Annotated in this window: 29 protein-coding genes; 7 read left to right on the forward strand and 22 right to left on the reverse strand. The window is 66.4% G+C overall.

The features are described 5' to 3' along the window. Window positions 1-169: 169 nt before the first annotated feature. Window positions 170-694 (forward strand): hypothetical protein, encoded by a 525-nt coding sequence (locus L0P92_RS24035; protein WP_234764924.1) that lies wholly within the window; start codon window positions 170-172, stop codon window positions 692-694. A 91-nt stretch (window positions 695-785) separates the two neighbouring features. Here L0P92_RS24035 and L0P92_RS24040 read toward each other — a convergent pair whose 3' ends face one another. From L0P92_RS24040 to L0P92_RS24070, 7 genes are all read right to left on the reverse strand, one after another. Further along, entirely contained in the window at window positions 786-1,157 is a 372-nt protein-coding gene (locus L0P92_RS24040; protein WP_234764925.1) for a hypothetical protein, read from the reverse strand. Window positions 1,158-1,207: 50 nt separating this feature from the next. Then, window positions 1,208-1,492, reverse strand: coding sequence for a hypothetical protein (locus L0P92_RS24045; RefSeq protein ID WP_234764926.1), 285 nt, complete (start codon window positions 1,490-1,492; stop codon window positions 1,208-1,210). A gap of 21 nt (window positions 1,493-1,513) precedes the next feature. After that, entirely contained in the window at window positions 1,514-2,644 is a 1,131-nt protein-coding gene (locus tag L0P92_RS24050) for a hypothetical protein (protein WP_234764927.1), read from the reverse strand. Window positions 2,645-2,779: 135 nt separating this feature from the next. Then, entirely contained in the window at window positions 2,780-3,196 is a 417-nt protein-coding gene (locus L0P92_RS24055; protein ID WP_234764928.1) for a hypothetical protein, read from the reverse strand. A 140-nt stretch (window positions 3,197-3,336) separates the two neighbouring features. Beyond that, window positions 3,337-4,035 carry a hypothetical protein gene (locus L0P92_RS24060; RefSeq protein ID WP_234764929.1) on the reverse strand — a complete coding sequence of 233 codons (699 nt, stop codon included), beginning with the start codon at window positions 4,033-4,035 and terminating at the stop codon, window positions 3,337-3,339. 137 nt (window positions 4,036-4,172) lie between these two features. Continuing rightward, window positions 4,173-5,327 carry a WXG100-like domain-containing protein gene (locus L0P92_RS24065; protein ID WP_234764930.1) on the reverse strand — a complete coding sequence of 385 codons (1,155 nt, stop codon included), beginning with the start codon at window positions 5,325-5,327 and terminating at the stop codon, window positions 4,173-4,175. Window positions 5,328-5,422: 95 nt separating this feature from the next. Beyond that, window positions 5,423-5,749, reverse strand: coding sequence for a hypothetical protein (locus L0P92_RS24070; RefSeq protein ID WP_234764931.1), 327 nt, complete (start codon window positions 5,747-5,749; stop codon window positions 5,423-5,425). Window positions 5,750-5,923: 174 nt separating this feature from the next. Here L0P92_RS24070 and L0P92_RS24075 point away from each other — a divergent pair, with 174 nt between their 5' ends. Then, window positions 5,924-6,460 carry a hypothetical protein gene (locus tag L0P92_RS24075; protein ID WP_234764932.1) on the forward strand — a complete coding sequence of 179 codons (537 nt, stop codon included), beginning with the start codon at window positions 5,924-5,926 and terminating at the stop codon, window positions 6,458-6,460. 34 nt (window positions 6,461-6,494) lie between these two features. Then, window positions 6,495-7,079, forward strand: coding sequence for a hypothetical protein (locus L0P92_RS24080; protein ID WP_234764933.1), 585 nt, complete (start codon window positions 6,495-6,497; stop codon window positions 7,077-7,079). 94 nt (window positions 7,080-7,173) lie between these two features. Here L0P92_RS24080 and L0P92_RS24085 read toward each other — a convergent pair whose 3' ends face one another. From L0P92_RS24085 to L0P92_RS24100, 4 genes are all read right to left on the reverse strand, one after another. Beyond that, on the reverse strand, window positions 7,174-8,370 hold the full coding sequence (locus tag L0P92_RS24085) for a S8 family peptidase (protein WP_234764934.1): 1,197 nt from the start codon (window positions 8,368-8,370) through the stop codon (window positions 7,174-7,176). 8 nt (window positions 8,371-8,378) lie between these two features. Next, complete coding sequence (locus L0P92_RS24090) at window positions 8,379-9,146, reverse strand: hypothetical protein (protein ID WP_234764936.1); 768 nt, start codon at window positions 9,144-9,146, stop codon at window positions 8,379-8,381. Between the two features lie 760 nt (window positions 9,147-9,906). Further along, window positions 9,907-10,116: a DUF397 domain-containing protein gene (locus L0P92_RS24095; protein WP_234764937.1), complete on the reverse strand. Its 210-nt coding sequence runs from the start codon at window positions 10,114-10,116 to the stop codon at window positions 9,907-9,909. Between the two features lie 8 nt (window positions 10,117-10,124). Next, on the reverse strand, window positions 10,125-10,976 hold the full coding sequence (locus L0P92_RS24100; RefSeq protein WP_234764939.1) for a helix-turn-helix domain-containing protein: 852 nt from the start codon (window positions 10,974-10,976) through the stop codon (window positions 10,125-10,127). 238 nt (window positions 10,977-11,214) lie between these two features. On the opposite strand from L0P92_RS24100, the gene L0P92_RS24105 reads away from it, so the two are divergent. Beyond that, window positions 11,215-11,622, forward strand: a complete 408-nt coding sequence (locus L0P92_RS24105) for an ATP-binding protein (protein WP_234764941.1) — start codon at window positions 11,215-11,217, stop codon at window positions 11,620-11,622. Window positions 11,623-11,819: 197 nt separating this feature from the next. Here L0P92_RS24105 and L0P92_RS24110 read toward each other — a convergent pair whose 3' ends face one another. The 11 genes from L0P92_RS24110 to eccB form a co-directional block, all read right to left on the reverse strand. After that, window positions 11,820-12,296, reverse strand: a complete 477-nt coding sequence (locus L0P92_RS24110; protein WP_234764942.1) for a hypothetical protein — start codon at window positions 12,294-12,296, stop codon at window positions 11,820-11,822. A gap of 166 nt (window positions 12,297-12,462) precedes the next feature. Beyond that, entirely contained in the window at window positions 12,463-13,164 is a 702-nt protein-coding gene (locus L0P92_RS24115) for a hypothetical protein (RefSeq protein ID WP_234764943.1), read from the reverse strand. A gap of 37 nt (window positions 13,165-13,201) precedes the next feature. Further along, entirely contained in the window at window positions 13,202-14,494 is a 1,293-nt protein-coding gene (locus tag L0P92_RS24120) for a putative T7SS-secreted protein (protein WP_234764945.1), read from the reverse strand. Next, window positions 14,494-14,820 (reverse strand): DUF6317 family protein, encoded by a 327-nt coding sequence (locus L0P92_RS24125; protein ID WP_234764947.1) that lies wholly within the window; start codon window positions 14,818-14,820, stop codon window positions 14,494-14,496. The genes L0P92_RS24120 and L0P92_RS24125 overlap by 1 nt, the downstream gene beginning before the upstream one ends. A gap of 779 nt (window positions 14,821-15,599) precedes the next feature. Beyond that, window positions 15,600-16,952 (reverse strand): type VII secretion-associated serine protease mycosin, encoded by a 1,353-nt coding sequence (gene mycP, locus L0P92_RS24130; protein ID WP_234764948.1) that lies wholly within the window; start codon window positions 16,950-16,952, stop codon window positions 15,600-15,602. 89 nt (window positions 16,953-17,041) lie between these two features. Continuing rightward, a complete protein-coding gene (locus L0P92_RS24135; protein ID WP_234764950.1) occupies window positions 17,042-18,598 on the reverse strand; it encodes a hypothetical protein in 1,557 nt (518 codons plus the stop codon). 36 nt (window positions 18,599-18,634) lie between these two features. Then, window positions 18,635-19,000, reverse strand: coding sequence for a hypothetical protein (locus L0P92_RS24140; protein ID WP_234764952.1), 366 nt, complete (start codon window positions 18,998-19,000; stop codon window positions 18,635-18,637). Window positions 19,001-19,055: 55 nt separating this feature from the next. Continuing rightward, window positions 19,056-20,318: a type VII secretion-associated serine protease mycosin gene (gene mycP / locus L0P92_RS24145; RefSeq protein WP_234764954.1), complete on the reverse strand. Its 1,263-nt coding sequence runs from the start codon at window positions 20,316-20,318 to the stop codon at window positions 19,056-19,058. Between the two features lie 596 nt (window positions 20,319-20,914). Continuing rightward, window positions 20,915-21,205, reverse strand: a complete 291-nt coding sequence (locus L0P92_RS24150) for a WXG100 family type VII secretion target (RefSeq protein ID WP_030053280.1) — start codon at window positions 21,203-21,205, stop codon at window positions 20,915-20,917. Between the two features lie 101 nt (window positions 21,206-21,306). Further along, a complete protein-coding gene (locus L0P92_RS24155; protein ID WP_048584643.1) occupies window positions 21,307-21,618 on the reverse strand; it encodes a WXG100 family type VII secretion target in 312 nt (103 codons plus the stop codon). Window positions 21,619-21,837: 219 nt separating this feature from the next. Continuing rightward, window positions 21,838-23,418 carry a type VII secretion protein EccB gene (eccB, locus tag L0P92_RS24160; RefSeq protein ID WP_234764955.1) on the reverse strand — a complete coding sequence of 527 codons (1,581 nt, stop codon included), beginning with the start codon at window positions 23,416-23,418 and terminating at the stop codon, window positions 21,838-21,840. Window positions 23,419-23,848: 430 nt separating this feature from the next. Here eccB and eccE point away from each other — a divergent pair, with 430 nt between their 5' ends. The 3 genes from eccE to L0P92_RS24175 all read left to right on the forward strand — a co-directional run. Continuing rightward, window positions 23,849-25,174: a type VII secretion protein EccE gene (gene eccE / locus L0P92_RS24165; protein WP_234764957.1), complete on the forward strand. Its 1,326-nt coding sequence runs from the start codon at window positions 23,849-23,851 to the stop codon at window positions 25,172-25,174. Further along, complete coding sequence (locus tag L0P92_RS24170; protein ID WP_234764959.1) at window positions 25,174-26,022, forward strand: hypothetical protein; 849 nt, start codon at window positions 25,174-25,176, stop codon at window positions 26,020-26,022. Before eccE ends, L0P92_RS24170 begins: the two co-directional genes overlap by 1 nt. A gap of 347 nt (window positions 26,023-26,369) precedes the next feature. Further along, window positions 26,370-26,982 (forward strand): SCO5717 family growth-regulating ATPase (locus L0P92_RS24175; RefSeq protein ID WP_308289750.1); only part of this gene is annotated, 613 nt, incomplete at its 3' end.

Here is a 26,982-nt window from a genome sequence, read left to right on the forward strand (position 1 = left end):
CCCTTACAACCAGCCCCCACCGCCCCAGCAGGCGCCGGGATTCGGCCCTCCGCAGCCCCCGATGCAGGCTCCGGGGCAACCCCCGATGCAGGCCCCCGGCCAACCGCCGATGCACCACGGAGCTCCGCCGCCGGTGCCGGGACAGCCGCCCGTGCAACCGATGCAGCCGATGTATCCGATGCAGCCGGCACCGCCGTTCCAGGCGCCCCCCTTCGGGCAGCAGCCGAATGCCGGCCGTCATCCGGTCGGCGCGGTCTTCCTCGGGTTCTTCGCCTCGGTCATCGTCTCGATGCTCTACAGCGGTCTCATCCTGGCCACTTACGAGGACCAGACGATCACGACGGCCAACACCCTCTACCTGGGTCACGCGCTGCTGAACGGCGCGGTCGTCGGCTTCTTGATCGGCATGGTGGGCCGCCGCAACGTCGGCGCCCACATCAGCGGGGCGATCATCGCCGCGCTCGGCGCCTTCTTCGGCTACACCAACGCGATCCCGCTCATCATCGCCGACCGCCAATCGCCCGCCGCCATCGGGGACATGATGGAGGTCGATCCTCTGATCCCGGCCAAGGGCTGGTGGAACAACGAGACCGACGGCGGAGTCGACTGGTTCTCTCCGCTCGGCCTGGTCCTCGCCGCGGCGGCCGCCTGGGGCCTCGCCCATCTCATCGGCAGCAGGCGCCGCCAGGCGTGACGTCTGTGTCCACGTCCCGTTGACGTCTGTTCAGGTGCCGGTCCGGGCGGCCACCGCCCGGGGTCCGGTCGGTAACTGGACTGAGCCCGCCTCAGCGGAAAACGGGACTGTCACCGAGCCCCGCCAACGCCGCCCCGATGCAAGTGACCATCATCGCCCACCGCGTGTGACCGATCCGGCCCAGCACAAAGCCCCAACCGCCGAGCGCCACACCCACGGCATATGTCGCCACCCAGACACCGAGCGCATCGCCCTGCCCGAGGCGTACGACGATCAGGACCAGGCAGGTGACGGCGACCAGCCCGGCCAACCCCGCGTACATCCCCCGCGCCTGCCGCGCGTCCCGCCGCCCCTCCTCCACGACCTCCGACCGGCCCTGAGCCCGGAACCCCGCCCGCAACTCGTCCGTGCTCGCACCGGAGGACTCCGACCCGTTCGCCGCGTTACCGCCATGCGTCGTCATGGCAGCCGAGCCTATCGGTCGAGGACCACCCTCGGGCCGCGCGCCGATCGCTACGAGCCTTCGAGATACGCCAGTCCCAGCATCAACGGCAGTGAGACGAGGGCGAGTCCGAACGCGGTGGCCGACATGGCCGTACGGATTTCCCGCTTGCCGCGAATTCCCAGGTAAGCGGCGACCAGTGGGAGGACGGCACTCAAAAGGAAGCTGAATCGCCAGCCGTTGTCTCCGATGAGGAAGATCATGAGGCCCCATGAGGCCGGAGCGGACGCGACGCTCAAATAGCACGACCGCGTGAGGAAGCGCTCCAGGTCGTCGACCCCGCCAAAGAAACTCATCGATCCTTACCTCTTCGTCCGCTATACGGCCCGGTGGTCGTAACCACTCGTGCCCACCTCGGGGAATCCGTCCGCCGCCGAGAAACCGTTGATGGCCGCCGACGCGGCCAGGGCGATGCCGCTCAGCGCCATCGCGAACCTGTCGAACGTCATGGCTGCTTCCGACCACATCTGCATGAGCCGGAGGGCCTGCGCAGCGGCCAGCGCGAACATGCCCGCCGAGGCGACCTGTCCACCGACCGGGATCGCGTTGACAGCCCACGCGGCGGCCATGTTGACCATCCAGGTGATGAGCAGATCGCAGAACGACACCAGGAACGACTTGAGGAATTCGGCGAGCTGGAACGCCAGTTGCGCCGCCTGCGCGTAACACGTGCGCAGGGATTCGAAGGTCTCCTTGATCTCGTCCAGCTTCTTGCTGAACTCGTCGAAGTACACGGTGGCGGCGTCGGCCGCGTTGCCGTTCCAGCTGAGGCCGACGGTCTGGTTGCCCTTGCGCACATTGGCGGCCACCGCGTCACAGAAGGACGCGAGATTGGCCCATACGTCGGCGCAGTCGTTGTACTTGTTCCAGTCGCCGAAAACCCAGTTCGTGCAGACGGCGAAGGGGTCGAAGTCGAACAGCAGCTTGGACGCCTCCACGGCCATCGCCGAAGGGCTGCCGATGTCGAGCGCGGTGCCGAGCGTCTTCTGCACCGGGCTCATCTGGAACTCGTCCACATGGCCCGACACGTACTTGACGAGGGGGTTGTTGCTGTCCCCGTCCGGCGGCTTCAGCGTCTCGCCCGCGTCGCTGGCGTCCTTGAAGTCGTGCGGGTCTCCTCCGGAAGCACCGGCCGGCGCCTTGGAACCGGGATAGGTGGCGTCGAGCTTGGCCGCCTCGTCGTGATCCGTCGCCCGGTAGTACTTGGCCGAGCCCGCCAGTTCCTTCGTGGAGGAGTCCAGTACGCCCCGGACCTTGCCCAGGGCCTTCTTGGCCTCGCTCACATACTGGTCGTGGTCTCCGGCGACCAGGTCGTAGAGATCCCCGCCGCCCTTCTCGATCTGCGCGTGCTGGCCGACGTACTCGACGGCCTTCTCACCGCTTTCCGCGGCACGCCCCATCAGCTTCGAGAAGCCGTCGAGCGCGTCGGGATTCACATCAAAGTCCATACTTCCCCCATCACCTGCTGCCGCTGACCCGTCGGCCGTACGGCCGGACCGACCGCGGCCACAGCCGACAGCCACCGCCATGGCCACAGTCACAGCCGCGGCCGACAGCCACGGCCACGCGTGGCCGGCGTCGGCTCAGTACAAGGACCAGCCGCGCCCGTCGTGACGCGACTTCGTGTCGGACCGGTTCTCGGACTCCGCGCGCCGCCGCTCCTCCTCGAGCTGCCGCCGCTCCTCCTCGAGCCGGTGCTGCCCCTCCGCGGCGAGCTCCTCACGCTCGCGGTCGGACATGGCGGCCCACTTCTCGGCGAGCGGAGCCGACTGCTGCACGGCCTCCTCGGCGTACGCCGACACATTGGCCGCCTCGCGCAGCCCCATACGCCCGGAGAGGACCTCCTGGGCCATCTCCTTGAGCGCATTGCCTCCCAGCCCCGACGCGAGATGCTCCAGGGACTGCCGCAGGATCTTTGCCTGTGCGGGGTCCTGCTGGGTCATCTCCAGGAATTCGGAGTCGTCTACGCGCTTGTCGGAACTGTCACGGGCGCTGTCCAAGGGGTACCTCATCGGGAGGGTCGGCGTGTCTCGACCGGCGTGAACCTACCAACGCACTTGCGAACGCTTCAACACTCGCCCCGGGAGCGGATCGATTCGCCTATGCCCGCAATTCCGTAATTCCGTGAATTCTTTCCCGGTCAACCAGGAATCGGATCAAGATGGCTCAATCTGACCGGAAACGCCGACGCCATTCGGCTCCAGCCGTGACCCCAGAAGTGGACCGAACACCACGAACCGTCGGCAAAGCCGATCTCGTGGTCACCGCCCGCCACATCGCTCCGGTCACGGACATAGCTCACATTGCGAAGTTCAGTGACCCATCCCACCTCGACCGGGCCGCGCACGCCGGTGAAGGAGCGCGCGCGGGAGACGTACACGAGCTGGAGGCGGCGGTCGGTCAGCTGGAGCATCACAGCCGTGCTGTTCCTGGTCCGGGGGAGGAGGGCGCGGGCCAGGTGGCCGGCCATGCTGTCCCAGCCGCCGTGGAAGGGCTCACCTGGTCTGTTCGGCTTCTTCGGCTCACGCCACATGGCTGCCTCGAAGAAGCCTTCGAACGGATTCCAGTTCACGGCGCACAGCCGCGCGATCCCGTTCACGGGGAGCATCAGCCAGCTGCCGAGCGTGCGGCGCTCGGATCGCAGAGCGCGAGGACGGCGGAAATAGCCGGGCCGCGGCGCCCTGGCCGCCAGTGAGACGGCGTGCTGACCGACCAGCACGTCTCCCGCCGGCACCATCGGCCTCGCCCTGTCGGCGGGCGTTTCCTGGTCGCGGCCCGCCCTGCTCACCGAAAAAGGCCTCTCGCGCTGCACATGATCATTGCCACGAATGTAGCGCACGGGCCTTTGCTGTAGGTGTACGGGGCTTTGCTTGCCCGGGTGTGTGAGGGCGTGAACGCCCTGACAGCGAGAGCTTGTTGGGCGTGCGGCTCGCCGCCGCCCGCCCTACCGCCGACCGATGCCGTGCACCGTCCGGGTCACCCGAATTCGTTTCGCGCCCAGTCGTCCGCGCCCCCGGAGGAACCGGAGGACTGCGAGGAACCGGAGCTCGCCGTGGAGGCGGCAGCCGCCGGCCTGTTGGAGGACTGGGCGCCGCTTGAGGACCCGGACCCCGCCCCGGAGGCTGTGGCCGCCGCAGCCCCGTCCGACGCCGACGCACTCTGGGCACCCTGTCCGGCCAGCGCGTCCACGCCGTGCTGTACGCGATCCCCGGCCGCCGTGGTGACACGCTCCGTCGCGGCGTCCACGGCGTTGTTCACGTGCGTCGCCGGATCCACGTAGTCGGCGACGGTCGAGCCCTCGCCGCCGGTGACCTCGTTCTTGAGGCCGTCCACGTACTCGCCGGCCGCCGTCCTGGCCACGTCCGCCGTCTCGCCGAGGTCGATGCCGGACCGCGCGTCGAAGTACGTCTCGATGCTCTGCTGGCCGATGTTCTGCGCCATTCCGACAGCGGCTTCCGTGGCCTTCTCCTTGGCCGCGTCGACCACCTTCTCCTGGACGAACTGCTTGCCCTGCTCCTTGAGTTGGTCCTTGGCGAACTGCTTGACCTTCTCCTTGGTGATCTTCTCGAGCTGCTCCTTGGCCATCTTCTTCACCGCGTCCATGGTCGCGTGCTCCATGGCCTTGGTGACCGCCTCCATGACCTCCCGCTTGAGCCGGTCCAGCAGCTCCCGGACGATCAGCCGGGTGGCCTGTGTGGCGCCGAGCGCACCGACTTCGGACAGTCCGAAGGTGAAGGGAGCCGCCGCCTGCGCCGCGATGATCTCGAAGGCGAGGGCGACGAGTTGGGCGATGACGGCCACTTTCGCCGCGAGTACCGCCACCGCGGCCGCGTCGAAAGCGAAGGCAATCACTTCACATGCGGTCTTCGCGTCCGGCAGATAACGGTCCTCGCCGTTCGCGCCGGTGTAGGCGCCCCAGTCCTTGCTGAATCCGTCGATCGCCGTACCGAAGTTGTGGGCGACGACGGTACGGGCGAGGCCTTCGCCTTCCCGCTGGATCTCCTCGAGTTCGTCGCCGAAGGCCCGCCAGGTCTCGGCGACCTTGTGCAGCGCTTCCTCGTCGACCTCCGGCCAGGTGTAGCCGAGGAGGTCGAGTACCCAGACAAGCTCACCGGGAAGTGTGAGCGACATGCGAATAGCCCCCGAATTTAATTGGAGTTGGCTGGTTGATCAGAAGCACCGGAGATCCGGAATCGGCCGGAGATTCGGAATCAACCGGAGAAGATTCAGAATTGGCCGGAGATGTTGTCCATCAGCCCACTGTTCGACGCATCCGACGCGTCGTAGGTGCGAGCCATACCCTGAAGGTTGTCACCGATCTTCTGAAGCCGTTCCGCGAGGCTGTCCATCGATGTGAAGATCCCGTCGCGAATCGGCGTGTAGACCTGGCCGAAGATCTCCCCGAAGTCCGCATCCGCCCAGGGCTCTCCCAGTGCTTCGAGGGCGTCCTGAAGCCGCTTGGACGCGGTCGAGAAATCACCTCCGAGGTCGGTGAACTTCCCGCCCTGCCGCAGGAGTACATCCGTGTCCACGTTAAAGGTGTCGAACTCCATGGCTCTCCCCCGAACTCCCCTTGCCGTAGTTCATATTGGACGACAGACCGATACCTTAGACTCCTGGCGCACAGCCCTGCCAAACCCAGCAGTCAAGAGATCGTCAAGTTATTCAAGGGGACGCCAAAAGTGGTGACTACACAGCCGCGTTACGGCAGCACGGGGAGTCTGTGGATGGGCAGACTCCTCGGATTGGGACTGCTCCTCGTGGCCGCGGTCGTCGCCGCGGTGACCATTCCGGAACTGCGCAGTGAACTCGCAGGTGACGGCACCGAGGGAACCCTCACGATTTCTTCATGCGAAACACACACCAAGACCCACTACGGCACGCACAGGCGTTCTACGGAACTCAAGTTCAGCTGCACCGGAAACTGGAGCGCGCAGGACGGTAAAGGCACCTACGAAGACGTGGTGGTGGAAACATCGTCGCGTTTCGAATCCGGTTCGAAAATCCCCGTGATCCAGGTGGACGACACCTTCGAGCAACCGCAGGACCGCGGCCCCGGCGACGACGCCGCGATTCTCGCGTTCTGCCTCTCCGTGCTGGCCGTCGGCATCTTCTGCCTCCTGACCGGCTTCGGCGGCCGCGGCGGCCCCGGCCTCTCGGCTTCCTGGCAGCGCCTGCCCGCCCGAACCGTCACCGGCCCCGCCCTCGGCGGCCTCTTCGCACTGGGCGCCCTGGCAGCGCTGGTCTGCGCCCTCGTCCTCTGACCGCTCCGTCCCCCCATTTCCTGAGGAACCCTCAATGACCCAAGTACAAGGGAACGCCGCGCCCGACTCCGCCGGCCCCGGCGACCGAACCAGCCTCGGCCGCCTCATCGGCGCGGGCCTGATCCTCGTAGGCCTCGTCCTCCTGGCCCTGGGCGCCTACCTCGGCCCGTACACCTACGCCACGGCCACCCCGGGCAAGCTCACTGTCGACACCTGCACCGTCGACTACAAGTACCGCTCCAGCACGTCGAGCAGCTCGCGGAAGAAGACCAAGACCCGTTGGTGCTACGGCACTTTCACGTCCACCGACGGCTCCGTCAAGGACCTCAACGCCGAACTCAAGAGCGATGCGCTGCACCAGCGTGGCTATGTCATCGAGGCCATCAAGACCGGGGACACCTCGTACAAGCTGGATCACGGGTGGGTCGGGGCCATCGCGGTCGGCTGTGCATGGTTCTTCGGTGCGCTGATCTCCCTCGCCATCGGCACGTTCGGCGCCGTCACGGGGTTCATCTCCGGCGGGGCGTCCGCGCAGGGGTTGTTCCGTACTTGCCTGGTGCTGGTGGGGGTGGGGGTGGTTGGGCTTGTTGTGAGCTTGCTGGTGGTGTTCTTCGTGTGACGGGGCTCCGGCTCGTTCGTCGGAATGGGAGGAGCAAGCCTCGTCACCAGGACGTGCCATCTGGCGACGAGGCCTCGCCGTAGGGCGCAGAGAGTCAGCCGGGGAAAGGGCCCTGATGGTGCATCACGGGCGTCCGCGCAGGTGGCTTCCGCCGACCGGACCACGCCAGCAGCACACCGCCGGCCAGGGCCGCCAACCCCACACCGGCGGCGATCAGGCCCGTCAGCCACACCTCCTGCTCCATCTCGGGATGCGTCGTCTTCGGAGTGCCGTCCGGCGTAGCCAGGTGCTCCTTGCCCTTGTACGCCACCGGCCCAGTCCCGTCCTTGGGAGGGGACCCGGCAGCCTTCACCGCCGCGGCCGCGTTGATCCTGCCGTAGCCGAGCAGGGCACTGGCGCCGCCCGCCGGGCGATGGGTGGTGGCCATGAGTACGCCGCTCACCTGGGTGGGGGTCAGTTTCGGATTCTTCGCCTTCATGAGCGCCACGACACCGGCGGCCAGCGCACAAGCCGGTGAAGTGCCGTTGCCTTGTCTGTAACCACCGGTGTTGGTCGCGCTGATGATGTCGACTCCGGGTGCGGCCACATCGTTGTAGGTGTGCACGCTGGAGAATTCGGCGCGTGTGCCGTTCTGCTGTGTGGCAGCGACGGCGATCACGCCCGCGTAACCAGCCGGGTACGAGGCGCCGTTGAGCACGTCGCCCGCGTTGCCGGCCGAGGCGAGCACCGTCACGCCCTGGCGTGCGGCGTAGGCCAGGGCAGCAGCCTCGTCCTCGTCGTAGGAGCTGAACAGGTTGTCGCTTCCGAGCGACATGGAAATCACGTCGGCACCGTTCCTGACCGCGTAGTTGATGCCGTCCGCGATCGGGTTGTTGCCCTTCCTGAAGGACTCCTCCAGCTCCTCCTGGGTGCGTTCCTCCTCGTGTTTGTCATCGATGACGCGAACAGAGAGGATCTTGGCCTTCGGGGCCACCTTGAGAACGTCCGAGGCCATGGCCGTCCCGTGCTGCCCCCACTTCGAGTCGCCTGCTTTCAGCCCGTCCTTGAAGTAGTCGGGCCCGGTGGTGACCTTTCCCCTGAGTGTTGGATGGTCCGCGTACACACCGCTGTCGAGGACCGCAACCGTCACTCCGTCGCCCTGGCTCAACTGCTGGGCCGCCGACAGACCGAGTGCCGGGCCCTCCCAGCCAACCGGCGTGGTGGCTGCCTGAGCCGGCACGGTGGCCAGCGTGCACAGCAGCCCCGTGAGAGCGACCGCGGTCGAGGTCGCGCGTATGGTCCGGAACTTCACTGCGGGGCTCACCTTTCAAGGTTCCCGAGATGGGTGTGGAAGGTCTCGCTGAGGGCGTTCGCAGCGTCCATCCAGGGCTTCCTGTCTTCGCCGTTCGCGCCGTAGTCGCCGAACTCGCCGGGCAGGTTGCCCGAGGTCCGGCCGTTGACGGCGCCGGTCGTGACAGCGATGGCATAGGGGAAGGAGTCGCCCCCAAGGGCCTCTCCGCCCATGCCGTTGCGCCTGTTCCCCTGCCACTTCGCGGCGAGCGTGCCCGGCACCGCGAACGGCACCACGGCGGCATCAGGGACGTCCGCATGCTCCTGGTCGTCGAAGTACTCGCCCATCTCCTGGCCGGCAGTGCCCTTGGGCAGCACGATGATCGCGACGGTGGCGACCATCTCGCCGGTGAGATCCACATACGTGGCACGCAGAACGGCCTCGCAACCGAGCCGCTCTGCGGTCTCCTTGGTCTCTCCGCTGAGGCCCTCGGAGCACGAGGTGTCCTGGGAGATGCCCATACGGCTCCACTGCGCGACCTGCTTGTCCGCCGCGTCGTACCTATAGCTGGGCGGTTCGCCGACGGTCGCCGGGAAGAGCCGGTCCGTGGTCTCGTTGCGCCACAGCGTCGGCCCATAGGCGGAGTTGGGAATCGACTGCTGGCTATTGCTGTACGCATGAGCCGCCAGCGCACCGCCACCGAGCATGCCCAGCACGCCGAACACGGTGAGCAGCCCTCCGATGACCTTTCGCGCGGTGCTGCCCCCACCCGACGGGGGCACAGGCGCCCCGGGCATGGGGTTCCCCGGGACAGGGCTCCCGGGCGGGGCGTACGCGCCGTACTGAGACGGCCCCGGTTGGGTCGGCGGCGGCCCCGGAGGCGCCGCCGGGGCGGGCGGCTGCGCATGGCCTGCCCCCTGCCACTGCGGTTGCCAACCACTCTGCGGGGACGGCTGCCCATATGGGTTACCGCTTCCCGGCGGCGTGGGATAAGACATCGGTTCTTCCCTCTCACAGCTATCTGCGAGGGAGCACGAAGGGTGGTCCGGCCTCTCGTGACAGAGCCTGCATCTCGACTGACTCGCAACCCAGGTTGCTGCGCAGCCCAACTAGAGCCATTCGCGCACCCTTCAGCGCCCCCGCTAGTCTCACGACAGCTTATGACCTTCGCAGGCGCAAGGCGTAGCCCCTCCCGTGGAGCTCGCATAACGATCTCAGTGAAGGTTCCCGCCCTGATGGTGCGACGCCTGCTCGCCATGAACGCCGCAGTCCACGTCGCCTGTAGTCGTGAAAGTTCTGCGAACAGGAAATCCGCGACGAGGCGCCCGGGGCTGTTGAACGGGTGGGGCAGCAGATGCCCTGCGCGTCTGCGAGACCGGGGAGCCGGCGCGGGCGGGCTTCCAGGTAGGCAACAGACCTAGACGGCCTCCTCAGGAAACTCCTCCCGAGCGAAGAGCCCTACCCTTGGCTCGACTCGTGTGCGAGGCACCGGTGGTTCAATTGCGGCCTACGTGCCGACTCTGGCTGCACACCCGGGCTGGTCCAGCCATCGACACGCTACGGCCTGTCGGCTTCACAACCGGTGTCGGTTTTGAGGATGCTGATGAACGCCGCGAAGGTACCGGCCGAGAAGGAGATCCCGCCCTGGGCCGGAGCCTTCGAGTCGCGTATCGCGACCCGGGTGAGAAGGTTCGCTATCTCAACGCAGTCATTGCCCTCACCACCGCCGGAGAAGGACGACTTCTTCCACTGGGCGGGGGCGGTCATGGCTGTCCTCACAGTTCTTTGGCCACCTGGTTGATCAGGTCGCGTGAGTGCTCTGGGGTGAGCGACGCTTCCTTCACCCTACGGAAGAGCCTTCGAAAGTGCTCCAACTGCGCTTCGGAGTCGATGAAGCCCGTACCGTGCGGTGCGTCGCGCACGACGGTGTCCAAGCAAGCCACCTCTCCACCGGCGTATACCATCGCGCTTCCAGCACCTGCGAAGTCGTCCAGGCCGAACGGGATGACGCGCACAGTCACGTGCTCCGCGTCGGACAGCTCCAGGATGCGGGCCAGTTGAGCCCGGAAGGCGTCACGGCCGGCCACCTGAATACGAAGAGCCGCCTCATGGATCAAGGCGTCGTAGGGAATTGCGTCGGGGCCTTCGATAATGACCTTCCGCCTCATCCTGTGGGTCACCCGATGCTCCACCTCGTCCTTGGGGAACTCCGGATTCATGTAGGTGAAAAGGGCGCGTGCATACGCGTCTGTCTGGAAGAGCCCGGGCACATGGATGACCGCCACGTCCTGGCGGTACGTCGCGTAATGATCCAGTTCGGAAAGGTCCAGGTAGGCAGCAGGGAGGACGCCCCGGTAGTCCTCCCACCAGCCGCGGGTCCGGTCAGTGGCCATGGACACCAGGGCGTCGATCAACTCGGAGTCCGAGCAAGCGTAGTTAGCCGCTAGACGACGTACGCGCTCTTCGCTGACGCCTGCGACGCCGGACTCGATCTGACTCATCTGGACAGAGCTCACCCCGAGTAGCGTCGCCGCCTCGGTGGCCTTGAGCCCTGCGGCATCGCGAAGCTTGCGCAGCTCAGCGCCCAGGCGCGTCTGCCGAGCTGTCGGATGTCGCCGTGTCGCCATGTTCAAACTCCCTGGTTCAACTCGCTGGCGTAGTTGCCCCGTTCGGGCGTCAGATTACGTGAACAGCTTGCACGGTACTAAGTTTCAGACCTACCTTCGGTGAAGCAACGCACACGCTGCGGAACCTCAGAGCCCCGGAAGCGCACCACTCCGTCATGCCATGACGGCTGCGGCACTGCCACCGCCCGCACTCCCGCAGTCTTGACCAACTCCCCTTCCTCTCGACAGGAGTCCCGTCATGCCCGAAAGCGAACCCTGGGAGTACTCTCTCTACATCCCGAACGACCCACGCGCCGTCACCGTCTGCCGCCGTACCGTCCGCCTGATCCTCACGATGCACGGCTTGATCCGTCTCGTCGACACCGCGGAACTCCTCGCGACGGAGCTGGCCTCCAACGCCGTACGCCATACCAAGGGCCCCGCCGCCCTGCGCTTGCGTTGGCGCGGGGGCACGCTGCGTATCGGGACCTGGGACTCCGACCCGGAGCCACCCGAACCTCCGTCGAAGCTGGGCGACATGGTCGATGCGGAGGAAGGCCGCGGCCTTGCGCTGGTCAGCGTCTGTGCTGACGTATGGGGGTGGCAGCCACAATCCAGAAACGGCAATCGGGGCAAGTACGTCTGGTGCGAGCTCGCTGCCTCGTAGGTCGCCGGTCGGGTCAACCGGGGTCGGCAACTCGCGGCAGCAGGCCAGTCCGGCTGACGCCCTCCATCCTCGGCGTCAGCCGTATCCACACAAGCGGCTGTTGTCCGTACGCCGACCGACCTAGGACGTGAGCCCGTGCCACCCTGATCCAGCTCACACCGTCTGACCTGCCCGAACACAGCCTCGCGCGAGACGCCTTAATACGCGTAGGTCATGTTCGGTTCCTTCTCCACCAGGTGGGTGAGCCCAGCCTGCTGCGCCCGCTCGATTCGCAAGGCATCGGCCCTTTCACGCTCGTCGGCGAACTTGTGCCAGTCCGATGGCTGCATGAACAGCATGTCACCGGTGCCGGGGACGATCAGGACGCCGCCAAAGGGGAAATCACCCGCAACCCAAGCACCTCTCTCTTCAGCGCCTTTGGGCCAGCGGCGAACCGTTGACGCGTTGACCGCACGCATCAGTGGTGCGCCATGCTGACCACGAGTGGAGACCTTGACGGTGAACACACTGCCGAGTAGCCGCCATTGCTCGCTCTTCTTGTCCACCCGCGTGCGGTATTCAAGGGAGTAGGTGCGCAGCACTCTCTCGCAGGCGGCGAGGCGTCGCCCATGCCGGGTGCGGAGAATCAGAAACAGCAGGACGAAAAACCCGGCAGGTACAGGAAGTGCCGTCAAGAAGGAGTCCGGAGCTCCCGCTGCATGCAGTAGGAACGACGATGAAATTAGAGCCAAGCCGAGCGCGGTACGTCCTGTTACGTGCCTCGCCCATGCGCGCCTGTTGTGCTTTAGCACCTGCTCCACATCGGGTGCCTCCGTTGGGCTCGTCACTGGGTCTCCTTCCTCACCCGAAGTCGCTGCGCACCATGGCAGCTACGGTCCCATGCTCGGGTTCCGGACTGCTCCCGGCTGCAGGCAGCGAAGGGTCGGTGAACGTCACCGTGTGCGCAACCCCGAGCAGGATATTCCTATAGTCGTCGGCGAGGTCGACTGAGGCAGTCACCAGCTGGAGCATGATGATGTCGGGAGTACCGGTTCCGGTCAGTGCGACCGTCCCCTGCCAGACCTGCCCTTGCGGAGGAGTGTCACTCCCCTCCGACGGCCGGCCCGGTGCGGTGGTGACAAGCTTCTTCTCTGCGATGAAACCTGAACCGCACGGCAACTCCAGGGGTCGCATGCCTTCGTCGTGGTTAGTGGCTGCCGTGCCTGCCAGGCTGGCGATCACTAGCTTGGCGTTGACCCCGGCCGCCGGGACTGTCGAGACGGTGAGCACGGAGAAGGCTATCCCCCCGGCATCGTCCGGATGCGAACCGATCAGACAGGCTTGTACTCGATTCGCATTCAACGAGGTAACCACACCGGCGTAAAACCGCAGGACTTCTTCCGCACGGTAACGCATCTCGTCCGGCAGGTTCAGTACTTGCCGGACCAGCCCTTCGATCTGCTCCACCGGCGGGTTGAGATCCAACTGCATGTAGCCATGCGGAATCGCATACCAGAAGGCTGGCTCCCGCTCGCTCGCTGGCCCTGTCATGAGCTCGGTCACTCGGCAATCTGCCTTTCGAGATCTGTGGCGGTATACGTCATACGAGCTTCAGCATCCCTGCAAGTCCGTAGAGGCCAGCGCCAGCCTTGGTGACCTCTGCGGCGTTGTGAGCGCTGCCTTCCTTCGACACGACGCCCTCGGCTTCGAGGGAAGAGATGGAGTTCGCTACAACGTTCAGTCCGTTGGCGCTGATATTGCCCAGCAACTTGGCAGAGCCGGTGGCGCTGGCACCAGCCGCTGCCCAAGCATCATCGACGTCACTCTTGGCAGTCGTTTTAAAGACGTGGCCGAACTCTCGCGCGAACTCGGTCACCTTTTCAGTATTCTTCACTGCCACACCCATGTTGTCAGCCATCCGCAGGCCGTCGGCGATCTCCCGTCCTGCCGTGCCCAGCGCCGTTCCCCCGGGAATCATGCCTAGCGCGTCAGAACCGAAGGAGGCATATGCAGAGAAAGTGTCCATATTCCACCCGAATTTATCCCCCCACGGCAGGAACGCATCTCTGAATTCGGGGTCGGCGAAGTTCTTGGCCATGGAAGCCGCGCTGGCCACCAAGGCGATGCCCGCGAACAACGGCGCCAGCGGCGTAGGGAAGAGCGCAAGCAGACCAGCGATGGCACCAATGGTGCCCGCGTGCTCAAGCAAAAACTCACCAGTTGCCTTGATGCCGTCCCAAATGGCATCTACAGCCTTGCTCAGCCAGCCAGGCTCCTTCGGGGCCAGCTTGTCCGTGGCGTCGTCGAGAGACTTCGCCACCGTCTCAGCGTTGTCCGCATGAGTGGTCTCCAACTCACGCGCCTTCGCGATGACATCGTCGTACTCACCATTGGCCTTGTTCAGGGCAATGGTGGCGTCGTTCAAACTGCGCTCTGCCGCTCGCAGCCGCGCAGTCGCCGCGTCGGCCTCCTCTTGCGACGGGAACTGTTGCCCGGCGAGCCCTAGATCCGGGTGTTTCTCGGCCTGGGCATGACGTTCCTTGGCCGACGCAATCGCTGACCTCTTCTCAGCCGCAGCATCGTTGTACTTCTGCGCCAGGTCACGGTTGGACGTAAGGTAGCCGTCCCAGTTGCCCAGTTGCGCCGCCGCCTTTTCCAAGGAACGGGCAGCGTTCTTTATGTAAGTCGGCAGTTCACCGTCAATAGCTTCCCGGAACGCCTTCGCCGCGTCTCCCTCCCAGTAGCTGCTCTCACCGACCAGCTTGTTGAGCTGCGTATGACAGCTACGGAGCGCGGTGGCAGCCGAAGCAACCTTTTGCCTCAAGGCGTTGACTTCACTGGGGATGCCAGGTACGGGATTCCAACCGAGATCGGGATAGGGGTTCGCTGCCATTACTTCGCGCCGCCTCCACCTGAGGTGGCCTGTTCCGCCATGTGTTTGAAGGCCTTCTCCAAGGCTTCCTCGACCTCTTCGTAGCCCTTCTTATTGGACTTCACGCCCTCACTGACAGCTTCCACCATCTTCTTAGTTTGCTCGGATCCGTATTTCCAGCGCTCCTGAAATCCGTCGCACGCCTCGTCTAGACGCTTGGTCCCGATCTGGTCGGCACGAACGTGAGCCAGAGCGGTCCGCGCTTCATCGAGATCCCTGACACAGCCCTCAAGGCTTTTGAGGAACTGTCCCAGCTGGTCTATGTCCGTCTTGAAGTGCTCCCCCATGAAGTACATTACTCCTTGAATGTTGGACGGGATGAGTGCGAGTCAGCAGGAAGCATTTTTGATCACGAAATTCGACGCTCAGCCTATGTGCCCTGAAGTCGCAGATGACGCTTGGCGGCCAGGCGCAACCAAGCGGAAATCACTGCCCCTGATAAGGAGGCTGTTGAGCATAGGGATTGGGGTGCTGCGCGTGCTGTGTGGGAGGCGCCGGGTATCCCTCGTTGGGAAGTGCGGTGGGATACGGCTGTTGAGCGGTCGGATGAATCGCTTGCTGGTGTGGATAGCCGCCCACGTGCTGCTGATAAATTCCGTTCGCAGAGTTGCGCCGGCTGCGCAGTACGACGAAGACGACAACGGCGCCAATAACGGCGCCTAGGCCGACAACACCAACTGCAAGGACCACGAGGCCCATTGGGGAGGATCCCTTCTCGTTCTTGGCATCTAGTTCACTGCACAGTCGCGAGTACGCCGAGGCAGAACAACAGGGCTGTCGCGTGAGTACCTCCCCCCGGCCTCTTTAGGGCACGACTGTCAGCGCGGTACCCGCGCAGCATGTCCAGAAGACCAATGTTCCTACCGATCAGATCCAACGCTGTCGTTCACAGGAACTTGCCAGACATGATCGAACTGACGAGGAGCAGCCAAGGTGCGACGATGGCGATCTCGAACAGGGCGGTGACGAAACGGTTCGCGGTACGCGATGCCATCTCATCAACCGCACCTGGAGAATTCAGCTCCGGTGGTTCCAGTTCACCACTCCCCACGAGGAAATTGCTCTCCTACTGCCCTTGGTGTGGGGGCTGTTGGGTGTAGGGGTTTGGCTGCTGCGGGGACTGTCCCGGAGGTGTGGGGTAGCCCTGGTTGGGAGCCGTGTTGGGGTACTGCTGATAGCCCGTCGGGGGCTGGGGCGGGTATCCCGTGCCGTGGGAAGGAGTTCCGCTGCCGGAGCCGGAGCCGCTGCTGCCACCGTTGCGGCGGCTGCGGATTACTGCGAAGAGGATGCCGAGGACGACCACGGCGCCTGCGATGCCGGCGATGAGAAGGATGCTGCCCGAGGAGGACTTCTTCTTCTTGGCGACCTGACTCGTGCTGTCGTTGTCGTCGGAGGCGGCGCCGGAATTCGTGGACGTGGACGGCGAGGACTGGGCGAGGGGGCCCTGCTTGGGGCCCTTGGGGATGTCCTTTGTCAGTGCCGCGTACGGGCGGATGATGCCGTAGCCATACTGCTCGTCAGGTACCTTCTTGACGTCTTCATCGAGGAACGTGGCTGATTTGATGAGGCGGTTGATGACCTGGCCTGCGGTCAGATCCGGATATTTGGCCCGAACCAGTGCGGCAGTTGCGGAGACATAGGCGGTTGCGTCGGAGACCCCACTGCCCTCCGCGTATCCGCTAGATTCGGTTGTGTCTGCTCGGGCAATATTCACCCCTGGAGCAGCCAGCGTCACTCCGGGACCGAAATTTGATTTCTTCCAAACCTTCAGCGACTCATCGATGGCGCCGACCGCAACCATACCTGGAAGTTTGGCCGGGTACTCCACACCTGTAATTCCGTCATTTCCCGTTCCTGACACAACAACAACATCGTGCTGCAACGCGTAGTCGATTGCCTCAGCTCCCTTGGAGTCAGGCACAGCAGAAGGGTCAGCAAATGACAGATTGATCACATCTGCACCCTCATCAACTGCGTATCGGACTCCCTCCGCCCACTGATCGCCGCGGTAATCGTCCCCTGTAGAAGATGCTTTGATTGGAAGAATCTTGGCCTTGGGTGCCAAGCCAACAACGCCCGCAGAACTATTCGTTCCGTGTCCATGACCGGCGATGAGGCTTGCCATGCCGGTTCCATGACCGTTGGTGTCATCCTGGGCATCACCACTTCCGGTGACATCCATGCCCTTCAATACCTGTCCGGTCAAATCGGGATGGCTTCCGTCCACTCCCGTGTCAACGACGGCAACGGTTACGCCTTCGCCTTGTGACTCCGCCCAAACTTTCTTGAAATCGATGACGTCGATGACCCATTGCCTATCACGGATGTAGTCCGCTGAGGCAGTGGGAGCTGAGGTGAGGAGCAAAGCTCCCGTCATAGCCATGACCCCTGCCGTTGACGAGACGCGTTTGAAACTCAATTCCTTGCTCCTCACTCGACTATGACTGGTTCCGCCAGTCTTCATGCGAGCGAGCCGCACGCATTCTCCGTGCGGCTCGCTCGTATTGCCTACTCGATGGTTCGCGGCACGTTCCGGTTGCGGTCCTCTTCCGAGATCCAGGTCTCTTCGTCCTCGACCAGGTAGTCGGGACGGTCCCCCTGGCTGTTCTCTTCAGACCGTCGACCGTTACGGCCGGTGCCACCGGCCATTCCGCCGGCCATGGCGCCGCGCTGAGTACCGCCCCGGCTGCCGTGCAAGCCAGCACCGCCGCCGGCACCCTTGCCCGTGACCCCCTTCGCCGCACCAACCACGCCGCCACGAGACTTCGCGAGCGCTCCACGACCGCTTGCTCCGGCACCGCCTCGACCGGCCGCGCCTGCTCCGGCACCACCCATGCCGCCCATGCCGGCTCGGCCTCCGGCACCACGGCCTGCTGCCGCTCCGCCACCGGCCAAACCGCTACGACCGCCTGCGGCCCCGATCCCGCCGCGCGCGGCAGCGCCACCCAGACCGGGCACTCCGCCACCCGCGATGCCTGAGCTCTGAGCTCCGCCTGTGCCGAGACCGCCGCCGCCACCGCCGACACCGCCGGTGCCCGCGTTGGGGCCGGTCCCTGTCAGGCCCGGGGCGATACTGTCCACGTTTGTCTTGGCGGGGGGAAGCTGGGAACCCCCAGTGATGCCAGCATCGCGAGGCACTGTGGGAGCTGGCTTGATGCTGGCAGTCGAACCTGCGCTCCACGGCTTGTTGCCTGCACGGGCCGCACCAGGACCGCCAGCTGACGGTCCCGGCATCGGGATAGGAGGAGGCATCGTCACATTGGTGTTGGGGGGCTCGATGCCTTTCTTGTCATCTCGATTCTCGCCGGACTGCCTGAGGTTCTTCCCATAAACCCTGTAGTTGGCCGCCAACTGCTCCATCACCGCCATGGCCTGCAGTCGGCGCTCCATGCCCAGCGACAAGTTCTTCTCATTCGCCTCGGCAACAGTGCCGGCGCTGACGCCCGCGGCCAGATCCTTGTGCGCCTGGGAGTCATCGCGGTTGGCGTTGTCATTCATTTTGTCGCCCGCGCTCTCCAGCTTGGACGGTTCGTGAATGTCTGCCATCTTGGCCTTGGCGGCGTCGAGGTCTTTGCTGATCGCAAAGAGCTGCTCCGCCGTGAAGTTGGCGTGCGCAGACCCATTCTGGATCTGGACCGCGATCTCATCCGCCCGGCGCTTGAAGGCTCGGGCCGCATCGCCTTCCCAGTGCTGGAGGACCGCATCGACCGCGCTCTTCAACATGCCCGCGACGCTGTCTTTCGCGGATACCTGGTCCACACCGCCAGTCGCGCCGTCACCGTCGCCGCCGGACAGGATGTTGTGGACCATTTTCCAGTGGGTTCCAACCTCCGAAATTTTTCCGGGCTGGGAATCCATGATCATCTTGCGCAAGCCGTTGACCGAGTATTTAACGAACGGCGTCTCCCCGTTCTCGGTCGCACGGTTGTAAGGCACACTGTTACGCGAGACCTTGTCGGACTCAATCAGGCGGTCATGGTTGTTCTGCTGCTCTGTCGCCCTAGCCTTGTCCTGGTTTTCCTGGACCTGGTTGTTGGCTTGGAAGTCTTGCGGGCTGTCGGCCATACTCTTTTCCCCTCGTCAGTGCTTTCCGGAACCCAACTAGCTCGTTGCCAACTGGCCCTTGGTAGATCCGCCCGAGTCGCCCCCGACGCTCTTCTTGACCTCGGCCTCTTCGTTGTTGTACCTGTCCCGGACCTTCGAGGTTTTCGTGCTGAAGTCGTCGATCAGCCCATGGAGCGTCTCGATGATGCTCTCGATCTTGGTCTTCATTTGGGTCTGAGCCGCGTGGAGATTCTTGGCCTCGTGGAACTCCACTTCACCTGAAGTCTGACCGAAGGCATGTTCTGGAATTGTGGTGTCGTACTTCGACGTGGTACCGGCCTTGTCCATGTCGTCCAGCAGGCGCCAGAGCTTCCGGATGACCTCATCCAGCTCGCTCAGATCAACCCGCATCCCGTTACTCATACCCCGTTGTCCTCTCCCCTGTTCCTCAAGTTGTCAGCACCCACTCGGTGCCCAATCATCGCCCAACCCCGCTGACGGACGACCCGGACCGACCAGCCGAGGCAGCTCGCCCAGCCGATCCAAATCGCCCGGTGGACTCACCCCGCCGACTACGCCAGTCCCGCACAGCAACCCCACCCCCCGCAACCACAAGCGCAAGAGCCAGCCCCGTGCCCAACACATAGATGGCTACCCGGCGTTCGCGTTCCGCCTCGCTCTCCCCCATGGTCACGGCCATCGGGATGACGCGGGTTCCCGAGCCGGCCGCGACCGGTGGGTCCGGCTCGGGGGACTCGCCGGGCTCGGACTCGTCCGTGAGCGCGGCGACCGGGTCGACGACGCCCCAGCCGATGAAGGGGTTGGGCTTGCGGCCCGGGCGTTGGGCGGTTTCCTCGATGCGGGTGGCGATCTGGGCGGCGTTCCACTCCGGGTACTTCTGCTTCAGCAGGGCCGCGACCCCCGCGACGTACGGCGCAGCGAAGCTCGTGCCGTCGGCGGTGCACTGGCCGCCGAGGGGGACCGTGGAGACCATGCTGACGCCGGGTGCCGCGACGTCAACGAAGTCGCCCGCCTGTGAGAAGGGGGCGCGCTCGTCGTTGCGGTCGGAGGCCGCCACCGCCAGGACGCCGTCGTAGGCGGCGGGGTAGGTCTTCGCCAACTTGCCGTCGGCTCCGTCGTTGCCCGCGGCGGCGATGATGAGGGCGCCCTTGCTCACCGCGCTCTCCACCGCGCCCCGCAGCGTGTCGTCGTCCTGCTTGTTCTGGGTGTCCGACGAGATGTTGATGATCTTCGCGCCGTCGGCGACCGCGTCCCCGATCGCGTCGGCCATGGTTCCCGCGTTGCCCTGGCCCTTCTCCCCCTCCCCTCCCGTGTAGCGGTAGGAGAGGATGTCCGCGTCCTTGGCGATGCCGACGAAGCCCGTGCCCTTGTACGGGCGGGCGGCGATGATGCCCGCCACCCGGGTGCCGTGTCCTTCGAGGTCCTGGGTGCCGGAGCCACCGACATAGGACCGTCCGCCTGCCACGGCGCCGGTCAGCTGCTTGTTGGACTTGTCGACACCCGTGTCGATCACCGCGACCTTGACATCCTTGCCCGTGGCCTGTTCCCACAGCTGGTCCAGGAGGATCCGCTGCAGCGACCAGGGCGTGGACTTGATGTTGTCGCCGCCGAAGACGCATTCCGAGCTGTCGGCCAGGCCGAAGCGGGCGCTGTCGGAGTCACCCGAGCCGGAACGGCCGGAGGCGGTGTTGCCCGAGTCCGCGAGGCGGGTGGGAGCCACCGAACCAGCCGACACCTCGGAATCAGCCGAGGCCGACGAACCAGCCGGCACCGCCGAAGCAGTCGACATCGCGGAATCCGCCGACACCGCCGGACCAGCCGACACCACGGAACCAGCGGGCAGCACCCCAGAATCCGCCGGCACCACCGAACCAGCCGGCACCCCAGAATCCCCCGGCACCCCCGCTCCTGCCATCGCCGGCGGCGCCGTCGTGAGGCAGATCCCCGTCACCGCGAGCACGCCGAAAGCCCGCTGCAGTGCGCGGGTTCCACCGCCTCGGCCGGCGCGGCTGCGCGAGCGGGCCGTCCTGCCCGCCGCGTTCAGCCCCGCCACGTCCAGGCCCACCAAGTTCAGGCCCCTCATCTCTTCAGGCCCCCAGGGCTTCCTTGCTTCCTTCGAAGCTGGGTCATGTGTGTGTCGCGGGTGTTGCGACGCGTGTGAATGTTTGCGGAATTTGCTGTGTGCATCCCTGTAGGGGGTGCAGGCCGTTCCGTAGAAGCTGTGGAGGCCCCCGAAGCAGAGGACGGCCCAGCGGACGCTGTGGCGTCGGCTGGGCCGAATCTCTTCATCTCATGCCCCTTGGGCCGCCGACGGGCTCAGCTCCAGGTCGCGGAGTTGCTCTTCTCCGTGGCCTGGTAGTTCTCGGCCGCGCTCTGGAGCGCCGTCGAGATCTTCAGCAGGGTGGCGTGCAGGTCGGCGGCGGTCTTGTCCCACTCGCGCTGCTTGCGCTGGTAGCCCTCCTGCGCCTCGCCCTCCCAGGTGCTGGCGACGCGCTTGACGGCGGCCTCGAGGTCGTCGAGCTGCTGCTTGATGCGGCCGGCGGTGGACTTCACGTCCGTGGACGCGTTGGTGATCGTTGCGTAATTGACGAGGATCGACATCGTCAGTCCCTTTCAGGATGAAATCGAAGGAAGTCGGTGGAGATCAGGGGGATCTGAAGGGTCCGGAGTCCGGAAGGACCGAAGCCCTTCAAGCCGGTACGGCTCGATCAGCCGAAGTCCGACATGATCTTGCTGATCTCGGCGTTCTGCTGCTCTTCCGACGCGGAGTAGTTGCTCCGCGTGGAGTCCACGGCTTCCTTGATGTCGTTGAGGATGTCACTCATCCTCTTCGCGTCCTGGTTCCAACGATCCTGCAGCTGGCGGTAGGACTGGGCCGCCTGGCCCTTCCAGCCGCCGGCGATCTGGTCGATCACTCCGTTGAGGCGGCGGATCTCGCCCTGCAGCTGACCGTTCACGGTGTTGATGTCGCCCGAGAGCTTGGTGAGTTCGTCCTCTGTTACCCGGAACTGGCCGGCCATGATGAACCTTCCCCCATGTCGTCGTTGATCCGGGAAACCTGTACCGGTGCCCGGACGAATGCTTCGCACGCTTGAGCGCTGCAAACACTCTATCGTCAGCCTGTCACTCAACCACAGGCAAGACCAATCAGTTACACGGCTCACACACTTGAGCGATCATCCTGTGACTCTCGCGCCGTCTTACTCTCAAGTGCGTGCGCACGTACGACCGTTGGCGGGTCACTGACTCTGTTCCTGGGCGGCGCTGCCGGTGTCCAGCATGGGCCCCTTCGGGATGAACGCGGCCCACGTCTGCGGCACGATCGCGGGGCTCGTCACGTCCTCGTAGCCGAGCCGCGTGCGCGCCTTGTCCGTCTCACTGGCGTCGCCGCCGGAGGAGTCCGCGGCGCCCGAGGCCGAGTCGCCGCCGTTGCCCTTCGCCGCGCTGTCGTTGGTCTTCGGCAGCGAGTAGCGCAGGCCCGTGTCCGTCAGCAGGTACTGCCCACCGCCACCGGCCGCCGTACCGGTGATCTCCGTGAAGAGGAGGCCGGAGCCGGAGGAGACGTAGGCGCTCAGCGAGTCGGCGACGATCCGCTTCGGGTACGCCGTCCCGGCCCAGGCCGCGAGCTGCGGCTTGTTGCCCTGGCCGATGGTGCCGCCGTAGACGCTGCACGAGGTCGTGCGGGCCTCCGCGGTCGCCGAGGCAGGGGAGTTGGCCTGCTTCGGAACGGTCTCGAACCAGCCCTTGTCCTTGTAGAAGGACGGCGTGTCACCGTTGTTGGCGTCGATGACCTGAGGCGTCGCGAGCTTGATGTCGGCGCTCTCGTCCTGGCTCCAGGCCGCCCTGACCAGGCCGGCGACGAAGGGCGTGATGGCGGCGACCTTGTCCTTGAGGACGACGTAGTACTGCGTGACCTGCGTGTCCTCCGTCTTGATCACCCGGCCCACCGACGCGTCGGCGGGGAGTCCCTGGACCTGGGTCGGCCCCCCGGCGCCCTCGATGGTCGGGAACGTGATCACGTCGCCCGCGTTGAGCGTGCTCAGCCACTCCGAGCTCACCAGCTGCGGTTCGAAACCCGCGGCCGTGGTACCGATGGCGGCGGCGCGCAGCTTCTCCATCGTGGGCTTGTCCAGCGCCGGACCGCCGAGCTGGAACCTGGTGCCCTTGCTGTCGACCAGGTAGTCCACCTGGGTCCTGGAGTCGCGGACGTACAGCGCCTCGCGCGGATCCACCTTCCCCGCGTTGTCGAGCACCTTGGCGTCGTCGGCGTTGAGGACGAACACGGCCCGGTCGATCGCGCGGGCCGCGCCCTCGACGGGGCGCTCGCACACCGCCCAGGTCTTCGGCTTCTGCGCGTCGTCCTTGGACGGCATCCGGTCGGGGGCGTAGGGGATGCCGATGGTCGCGCCGTGCCGGATCCCGCTCTTGTCGATCTCCTTGCCGGGGACCTCCAGGACGCTGCCCTTGCCCTTGTCGAGCAGCAGCTTGGCGGAGGCGTAGTTGAGGACCGGGTGGAGGACCTTCTCCACCTTGCCGTCCTTCGGGTCCGGGTCGAGGACCACGTACCGCGTCGTCGAGTCGCTGTCGACGATGATGTACTCGCCCGGAGTGTCCCAGCCCTTGGGCGCGGTGGGCTTGATCACGCCCCACGCGATGAACCCGATGACCAGCACCAGGCCCACACCGAGGCTGGGCATCACCGTACGGATGGGACGCGGAGCGCCTTCCTCCGAGCCGCCCGGCGATGGCGCCAGGAACGCCGCGACGGTGCGCTTGCGAGCGAACGTGTAGGCGGCGAGCTCATCCCGACGCTTTGCCATGGTCCCCGTGTCTCCCGTTTGTGATGCTCGATCGTGTTGCGTGGTGCGATGTCCGACCGCGACCGCGATGGCCGGCATTGTCCGGACCGGCCGGACACGACCTAGGGCCGGCTCCGTCACGCAGGCCCCTACTATGCCTTGCGCCGCCGGGCGACGATCCATCAGGTGTGCGGCCGCCCCCGCATCTTCACAGAGCTTCACCACAGCGCTCCACCATGCGGGGTCGGTCCATGACAGGCTGACCACCTGGGTTTTGGGTGTCCCCTGTGTCGCCCGGTGTTCCGCAGCGGGTACCGTGAGCCACCCGCATGGATGTTGAGGGCCATCGGTGCCCCTGGCCCGTCGCCGGGATCGACCTCTTCGACCTCTCGGACACAGAGGATCCGGCCCGGCCCACGGCCACTACTTCGCGAAAGGGATGTCCCGGGGGATGACCAGCGCTACGAGCACTCGGCGCGGACGCCGCGCACAGCAGCAACAGGGAGGTCCGGGCGGCGGCAGACGTACGTCAGCCACGCCCGCCGCCCCCGCCGCCGCGTCGCCGCGCACGCTGCCCCGCCCGGGCGGTCTGGGTCCGGTACGGCTCCAGCAGCTCATCCTGGTGGAGCTCGCGGCGGCGGTCATGCTGGCCGCCTGGGCCGCCGACCAGTCCTGGCTGCTGATCCCGGCCGCTGTCGTGGCCGCGCTGCTGCTGCTCCTGGCGGTCCTGCGCCGGGGCCGCCGTCCGCTGCCCGAGTGGTACGAGACCTCGCGCGCGCTGCGGCAGCGCCGACGCGACGCCAAGCAGCCCGTTCCGCCGGGGACCGACGCGATGCTGGCCCCGGTCGTGGAGTGCGACCCCGCGCTGCGGACGTACTCCTTCGTCTCCCGTGACGACCGCTCGATCGGCATGATCGGCGACGGCTCCTTCCTGACCGCCGTTCTCTTCGTCCAGCCGGGAGACCAGCCGCTGCGTCCGGCGGCCGGCGACCGGCAGCTGCCGCTCAGGCTGGTCCAGGACGCCCTGGAGGTCGACGGGATCCGTCTGGCCTCCGTCCAGGTCGTGCAGCACACCCAGCCGGCGCCCGCGCCGCATCTGCCCTCGCAGTCGCTGGCCGCGCGTTCGTACGGCCCTCTCCAGGCGCAGGCCGGTTCCCCCGCGCTCCGCCTCACCTGGGTCGCCCTCAAGCTCGACCCGGAGCTGTGCCCTGAGGCGGTCAAGGCGCGCGGGGACGGCGTTCCCGGTGCGCAGCGCGCCCTGCTGCGGGTCGCCGACCAGCTGGCGAGCCGGCTCGCCGGTGCCGGGTTCAAGGCGACCATCCTCGACGAGACCGAGCTGGTGCAGGCGCTGGCGACGTCCAGCTGTCTGAACCCGCGCGCCAACGCCCAGCACTCCCAGGACGGGCGCACACCGCAGCGCCGTACGGTCGAGGCGGTGCGCACCTGGCGGGTCGACGACCGGTGGCACACCACGTACTGGGTGTCCCGCTGGCCGCAGTTGGGCAGTGGCGGTGTGGCACTGCCCGAGCTGGTGACGCGGTTCACCTCGCTGCCCGTGCTCGCCACGACGTTCAGCATGACCCTGAGCAAGGCCGGCAACCGGGGTGTCGCCCTCACCGGGCACGTCCGGGTCACCGCCCGCGGTGACAGTGAACTCGGCCAGGTGGGGCGGGAGTTGGAGCGGGCCGCGAGTGCCGCGAAGGTCGGCCTGGTCCGTCTCGACCGGGAACAGGTCCCCGGAGCCCTCGCCACTCTGCCGCTCGGAGGTACGCACTGATGTCCCACCCCGCCTCGACCATGCCCCCCGGGCAGCAGGGCGGCCGGGCCCCCGGACGCACTCCGGCCCATGTGGCCTCGCCCACCGACACCGGCATGATCCCCATCATCGGCCGGCAGCCGGAGGCACCGCAGCAGCAACGGCGCATCTTCAGCCCGGGGTTCGGGCTGCGCGGCCCGCGGCGGAACCGCCATGTCGTCACCGTCGACGAGCTCGCGGCGATCAGCATGCCCATCGGTGACGACGGCGTACTGATCGGCACCGACCCGGAGTCGCAGCCCGCCGTGCTCGGCCTGTCCCGGCCTACCGCGTTCGACGTCGTGCTCGTGGGCGGACTGTGGCTCGCCCAGGTGCTGGCGTTGCGCGCCGCCGCGACGGGTGCGCGCGTGGGTGTGGAGACCGGCCGTCCGCAGGCCTGGCAGCAGTTGGCCCAGGCGGCGGGCGGCGGCCAGCAGTGCGTCACGGTGTATCCGGTGGGACGGGTGCCCGCGCAGGGCCCGTCGGTGTCGAGCCCGGTCGTGCTGATCCGGGACTGCGGCATCCGACCGCCGCGCGGCCGGGTGACGTCGGTGCCGTGGCAGGCCGTGGTGACGGTGCTGCCGTACGTCAGCGAGCACGCGCCGCGCTGGCTGTCCCAGGCCCATCTGGTGGGGATTCAGCGCATTTCGCCCTACGAGACCGAGGCCGTACGCGACACCCTGGGGATCCCGGAGGAGCAACTCCAGCACCTGCCGACCCTTCACGACGGCGTCGCCCTGTGGTGCACTCGCAAGCATCAGAAGTTCGTCATGACCGAACCCACCGATGCGGAGACGGGACTGCTCGGCGTGGCCCGTCGTATGGACTGACAGGTCGTCGTCCCGGGAGCGGGGCGCGAACGGGGCCTCGGCCACGTGGAGTTACGAGACTTCGGCCACGTAGCGTCACGAGACTTCGGCCACGTGGAGTACGAGGCCTCGGCCACAGGGTGGTGCGAGGGCTCGGCCACAGGGCCTCCGTACGCACCATGAGGCCCTTCCGTCCACACACCCGGGGCTATAGCGTCCGCCCCCATGGGGGCTTTTCCGTCCCGCCATGCGAGTGATTAGGCTTCTGGTGGTGCGGTGACGATCGCAGTCGCGTGGGACTAGCCACTCGGTCCGCCCGGCCGCGACGACGACCAGCTCAGCAGCAGTGGCTGACCAGGAGGCAAGCAGTGAACAGGGATCGGTCCGAGTACAACGGCGGGAGCCCTTCCTCGGACGGGGACGATCACGAGGTGGATCTCACCGGCGAGTTCGAAATCGTCTACACACCTCCCGCCTGGTACGCCCAAAGTACGCAAAGTGGTTCCTCGTCCGGTGGACAACAGGACGGCGGCCGGCCCACGCCGCCCCCGCCGACCGGTTCGCCCGTCGGGTCGCCCACCGGGCCGCCCGGCGCCGCGCCACAGGGCCCGGGACCGCACACTCCCCCGGCGCAGCCGCCCGCCCAGGGCGTGCCCCAGCAGCAGCCGGCGCCGCCCGCGCAGGCCACCCCGCCCCAGGGCACGCCGAGCGCCGGTCAGCAGGGCGGCCCCGGCACGGGTGGCTACGGCTTCCCGCAACAGCAGTCCGCGCCGGGCGCGCCCGCGGCCGGCGGTTACGGCTACCCGCAGCAGCCGGCACCCCAGCAGGGCCAGGACACGTCGGGTGGCTACGGCGTTCCCCAGCAGGGCCAGGACACGTCCGGCGGCTACGGCGTCCCGCAGCAGGGCCAGGACACCTCGGGCGGCTTCGGCGTGCCTCCGCAGCACTCCCCTGCCCAGCCGCCCGCCGCCGCCCCCCAAC

The organism is Streptomyces muensis, from assembly GCF_021474425.1.
GTDB classification, from domain to species: Bacteria; Actinomycetota; Actinomycetes; order Streptomycetales; family Streptomycetaceae; genus Streptomyces; species Streptomyces muensis.

Bases quoted from the DNA above. Each gene is read 5' to 3' on its own strand.
- L0P92_RS24120 (WP_234764945.1), bottom strand. From the start codon at position 14,494: ATGGCAGCGAACCCCTATCCCGATCTCGGTTGGAATCCCGTACCTGGC.
- L0P92_RS24040 (WP_234764925.1), bottom strand. From the start codon at position 1,157: ATGACGACGCATGGCGGTAACGCGGCGAACGGGTCGGAGTCCTCCGGT.
- L0P92_RS24070 (WP_234764931.1), bottom strand. From the start codon at position 5,749: ATGGAGTTCGACACCTTTAACGTGGACACGGATGTACTCCTGCGGCAG.
- eccE (WP_234764957.1), top strand. From the start codon at position 23,849: ATGACCAGCGCTACGAGCACTCGGCGCGGACGCCGCGCACAGCAGCAA.
- L0P92_RS24105 (WP_234764941.1), top strand. From the start codon at position 11,215: ATGCCCGAAAGCGAACCCTGGGAGTACTCTCTCTACATCCCGAACGAC.
- L0P92_RS24170 (WP_234764959.1), top strand. From the start codon at position 25,174: ATGTCCCACCCCGCCTCGACCATGCCCCCCGGGCAGCAGGGCGGCCGG.
- L0P92_RS24065 (WP_234764930.1), bottom strand. From the start codon at position 5,327: ATGTCGCTCACACTTCCCGGTGAGCTTGTCTGGGTACTCGACCTCCTC.
- L0P92_RS24125 (WP_234764947.1), bottom strand. From the start codon at position 14,820: ATGGGGGAGCACTTCAAGACGGACATAGACCAGCTGGGACAGTTCCTC.
- L0P92_RS24035 (WP_234764924.1), top strand. From the start codon at position 170: ATGTATCCGATGCAGCCGGCACCGCCGTTCCAGGCGCCCCCCTTCGGG.
- L0P92_RS24090 (WP_234764936.1), bottom strand. From the start codon at position 9,146: ATGCCCGGGGCGCCTGTGCCCCCGTCGGGTGGGGGCAGCACCGCGCGA.
- L0P92_RS24135 (WP_234764950.1), bottom strand. From the start codon at position 18,598: ATGGCCGACAGCCCGCAAGACTTCCAAGCCAACAACCAGGTCCAGGAA.
- L0P92_RS24155 (WP_048584643.1), bottom strand. From the start codon at position 21,618: ATGGCCGGCCAGTTCCGGGTAACAGAGGACGAACTCACCAAGCTCTCG.
- L0P92_RS24095 (WP_234764937.1), bottom strand. From the start codon at position 10,116: ATGACCGCCCCCGCCCAGTGGAAGAAGTCGTCCTTCTCCGGCGGTGGT.
- L0P92_RS24050 (WP_234764927.1), bottom strand. From the start codon at position 2,644: ATGGACTTTGATGTGAATCCCGACGCGCTCGACGGCTTCTCGAAGCTG.
- L0P92_RS24140 (WP_234764952.1), bottom strand. From the start codon at position 19,000: ATGAGTAACGGGATGCGGGTTGATCTGAGCGAGCTGGATGAGGTCATC.
- L0P92_RS24045 (WP_234764926.1), bottom strand. From the start codon at position 1,492: ATGAGTTTCTTTGGCGGGGTCGACGACCTGGAGCGCTTCCTCACGCGG.
- L0P92_RS24100 (WP_234764939.1), bottom strand. From the start codon at position 10,976: ATGGCGACACGGCGACATCCGACAGCTCGGCAGACGCGCCTGGGCGCT.
- eccB (WP_234764955.1), bottom strand. From the start codon at position 23,418: ATGGCAAAGCGTCGGGATGAGCTCGCCGCCTACACGTTCGCTCGCAAG.
- L0P92_RS24080 (WP_234764933.1), top strand. From the start codon at position 6,495: ATGACCCAAGTACAAGGGAACGCCGCGCCCGACTCCGCCGGCCCCGGC.
- L0P92_RS24075 (WP_234764932.1), top strand. From the start codon at position 5,924: ATGGGCAGACTCCTCGGATTGGGACTGCTCCTCGTGGCCGCGGTCGTC.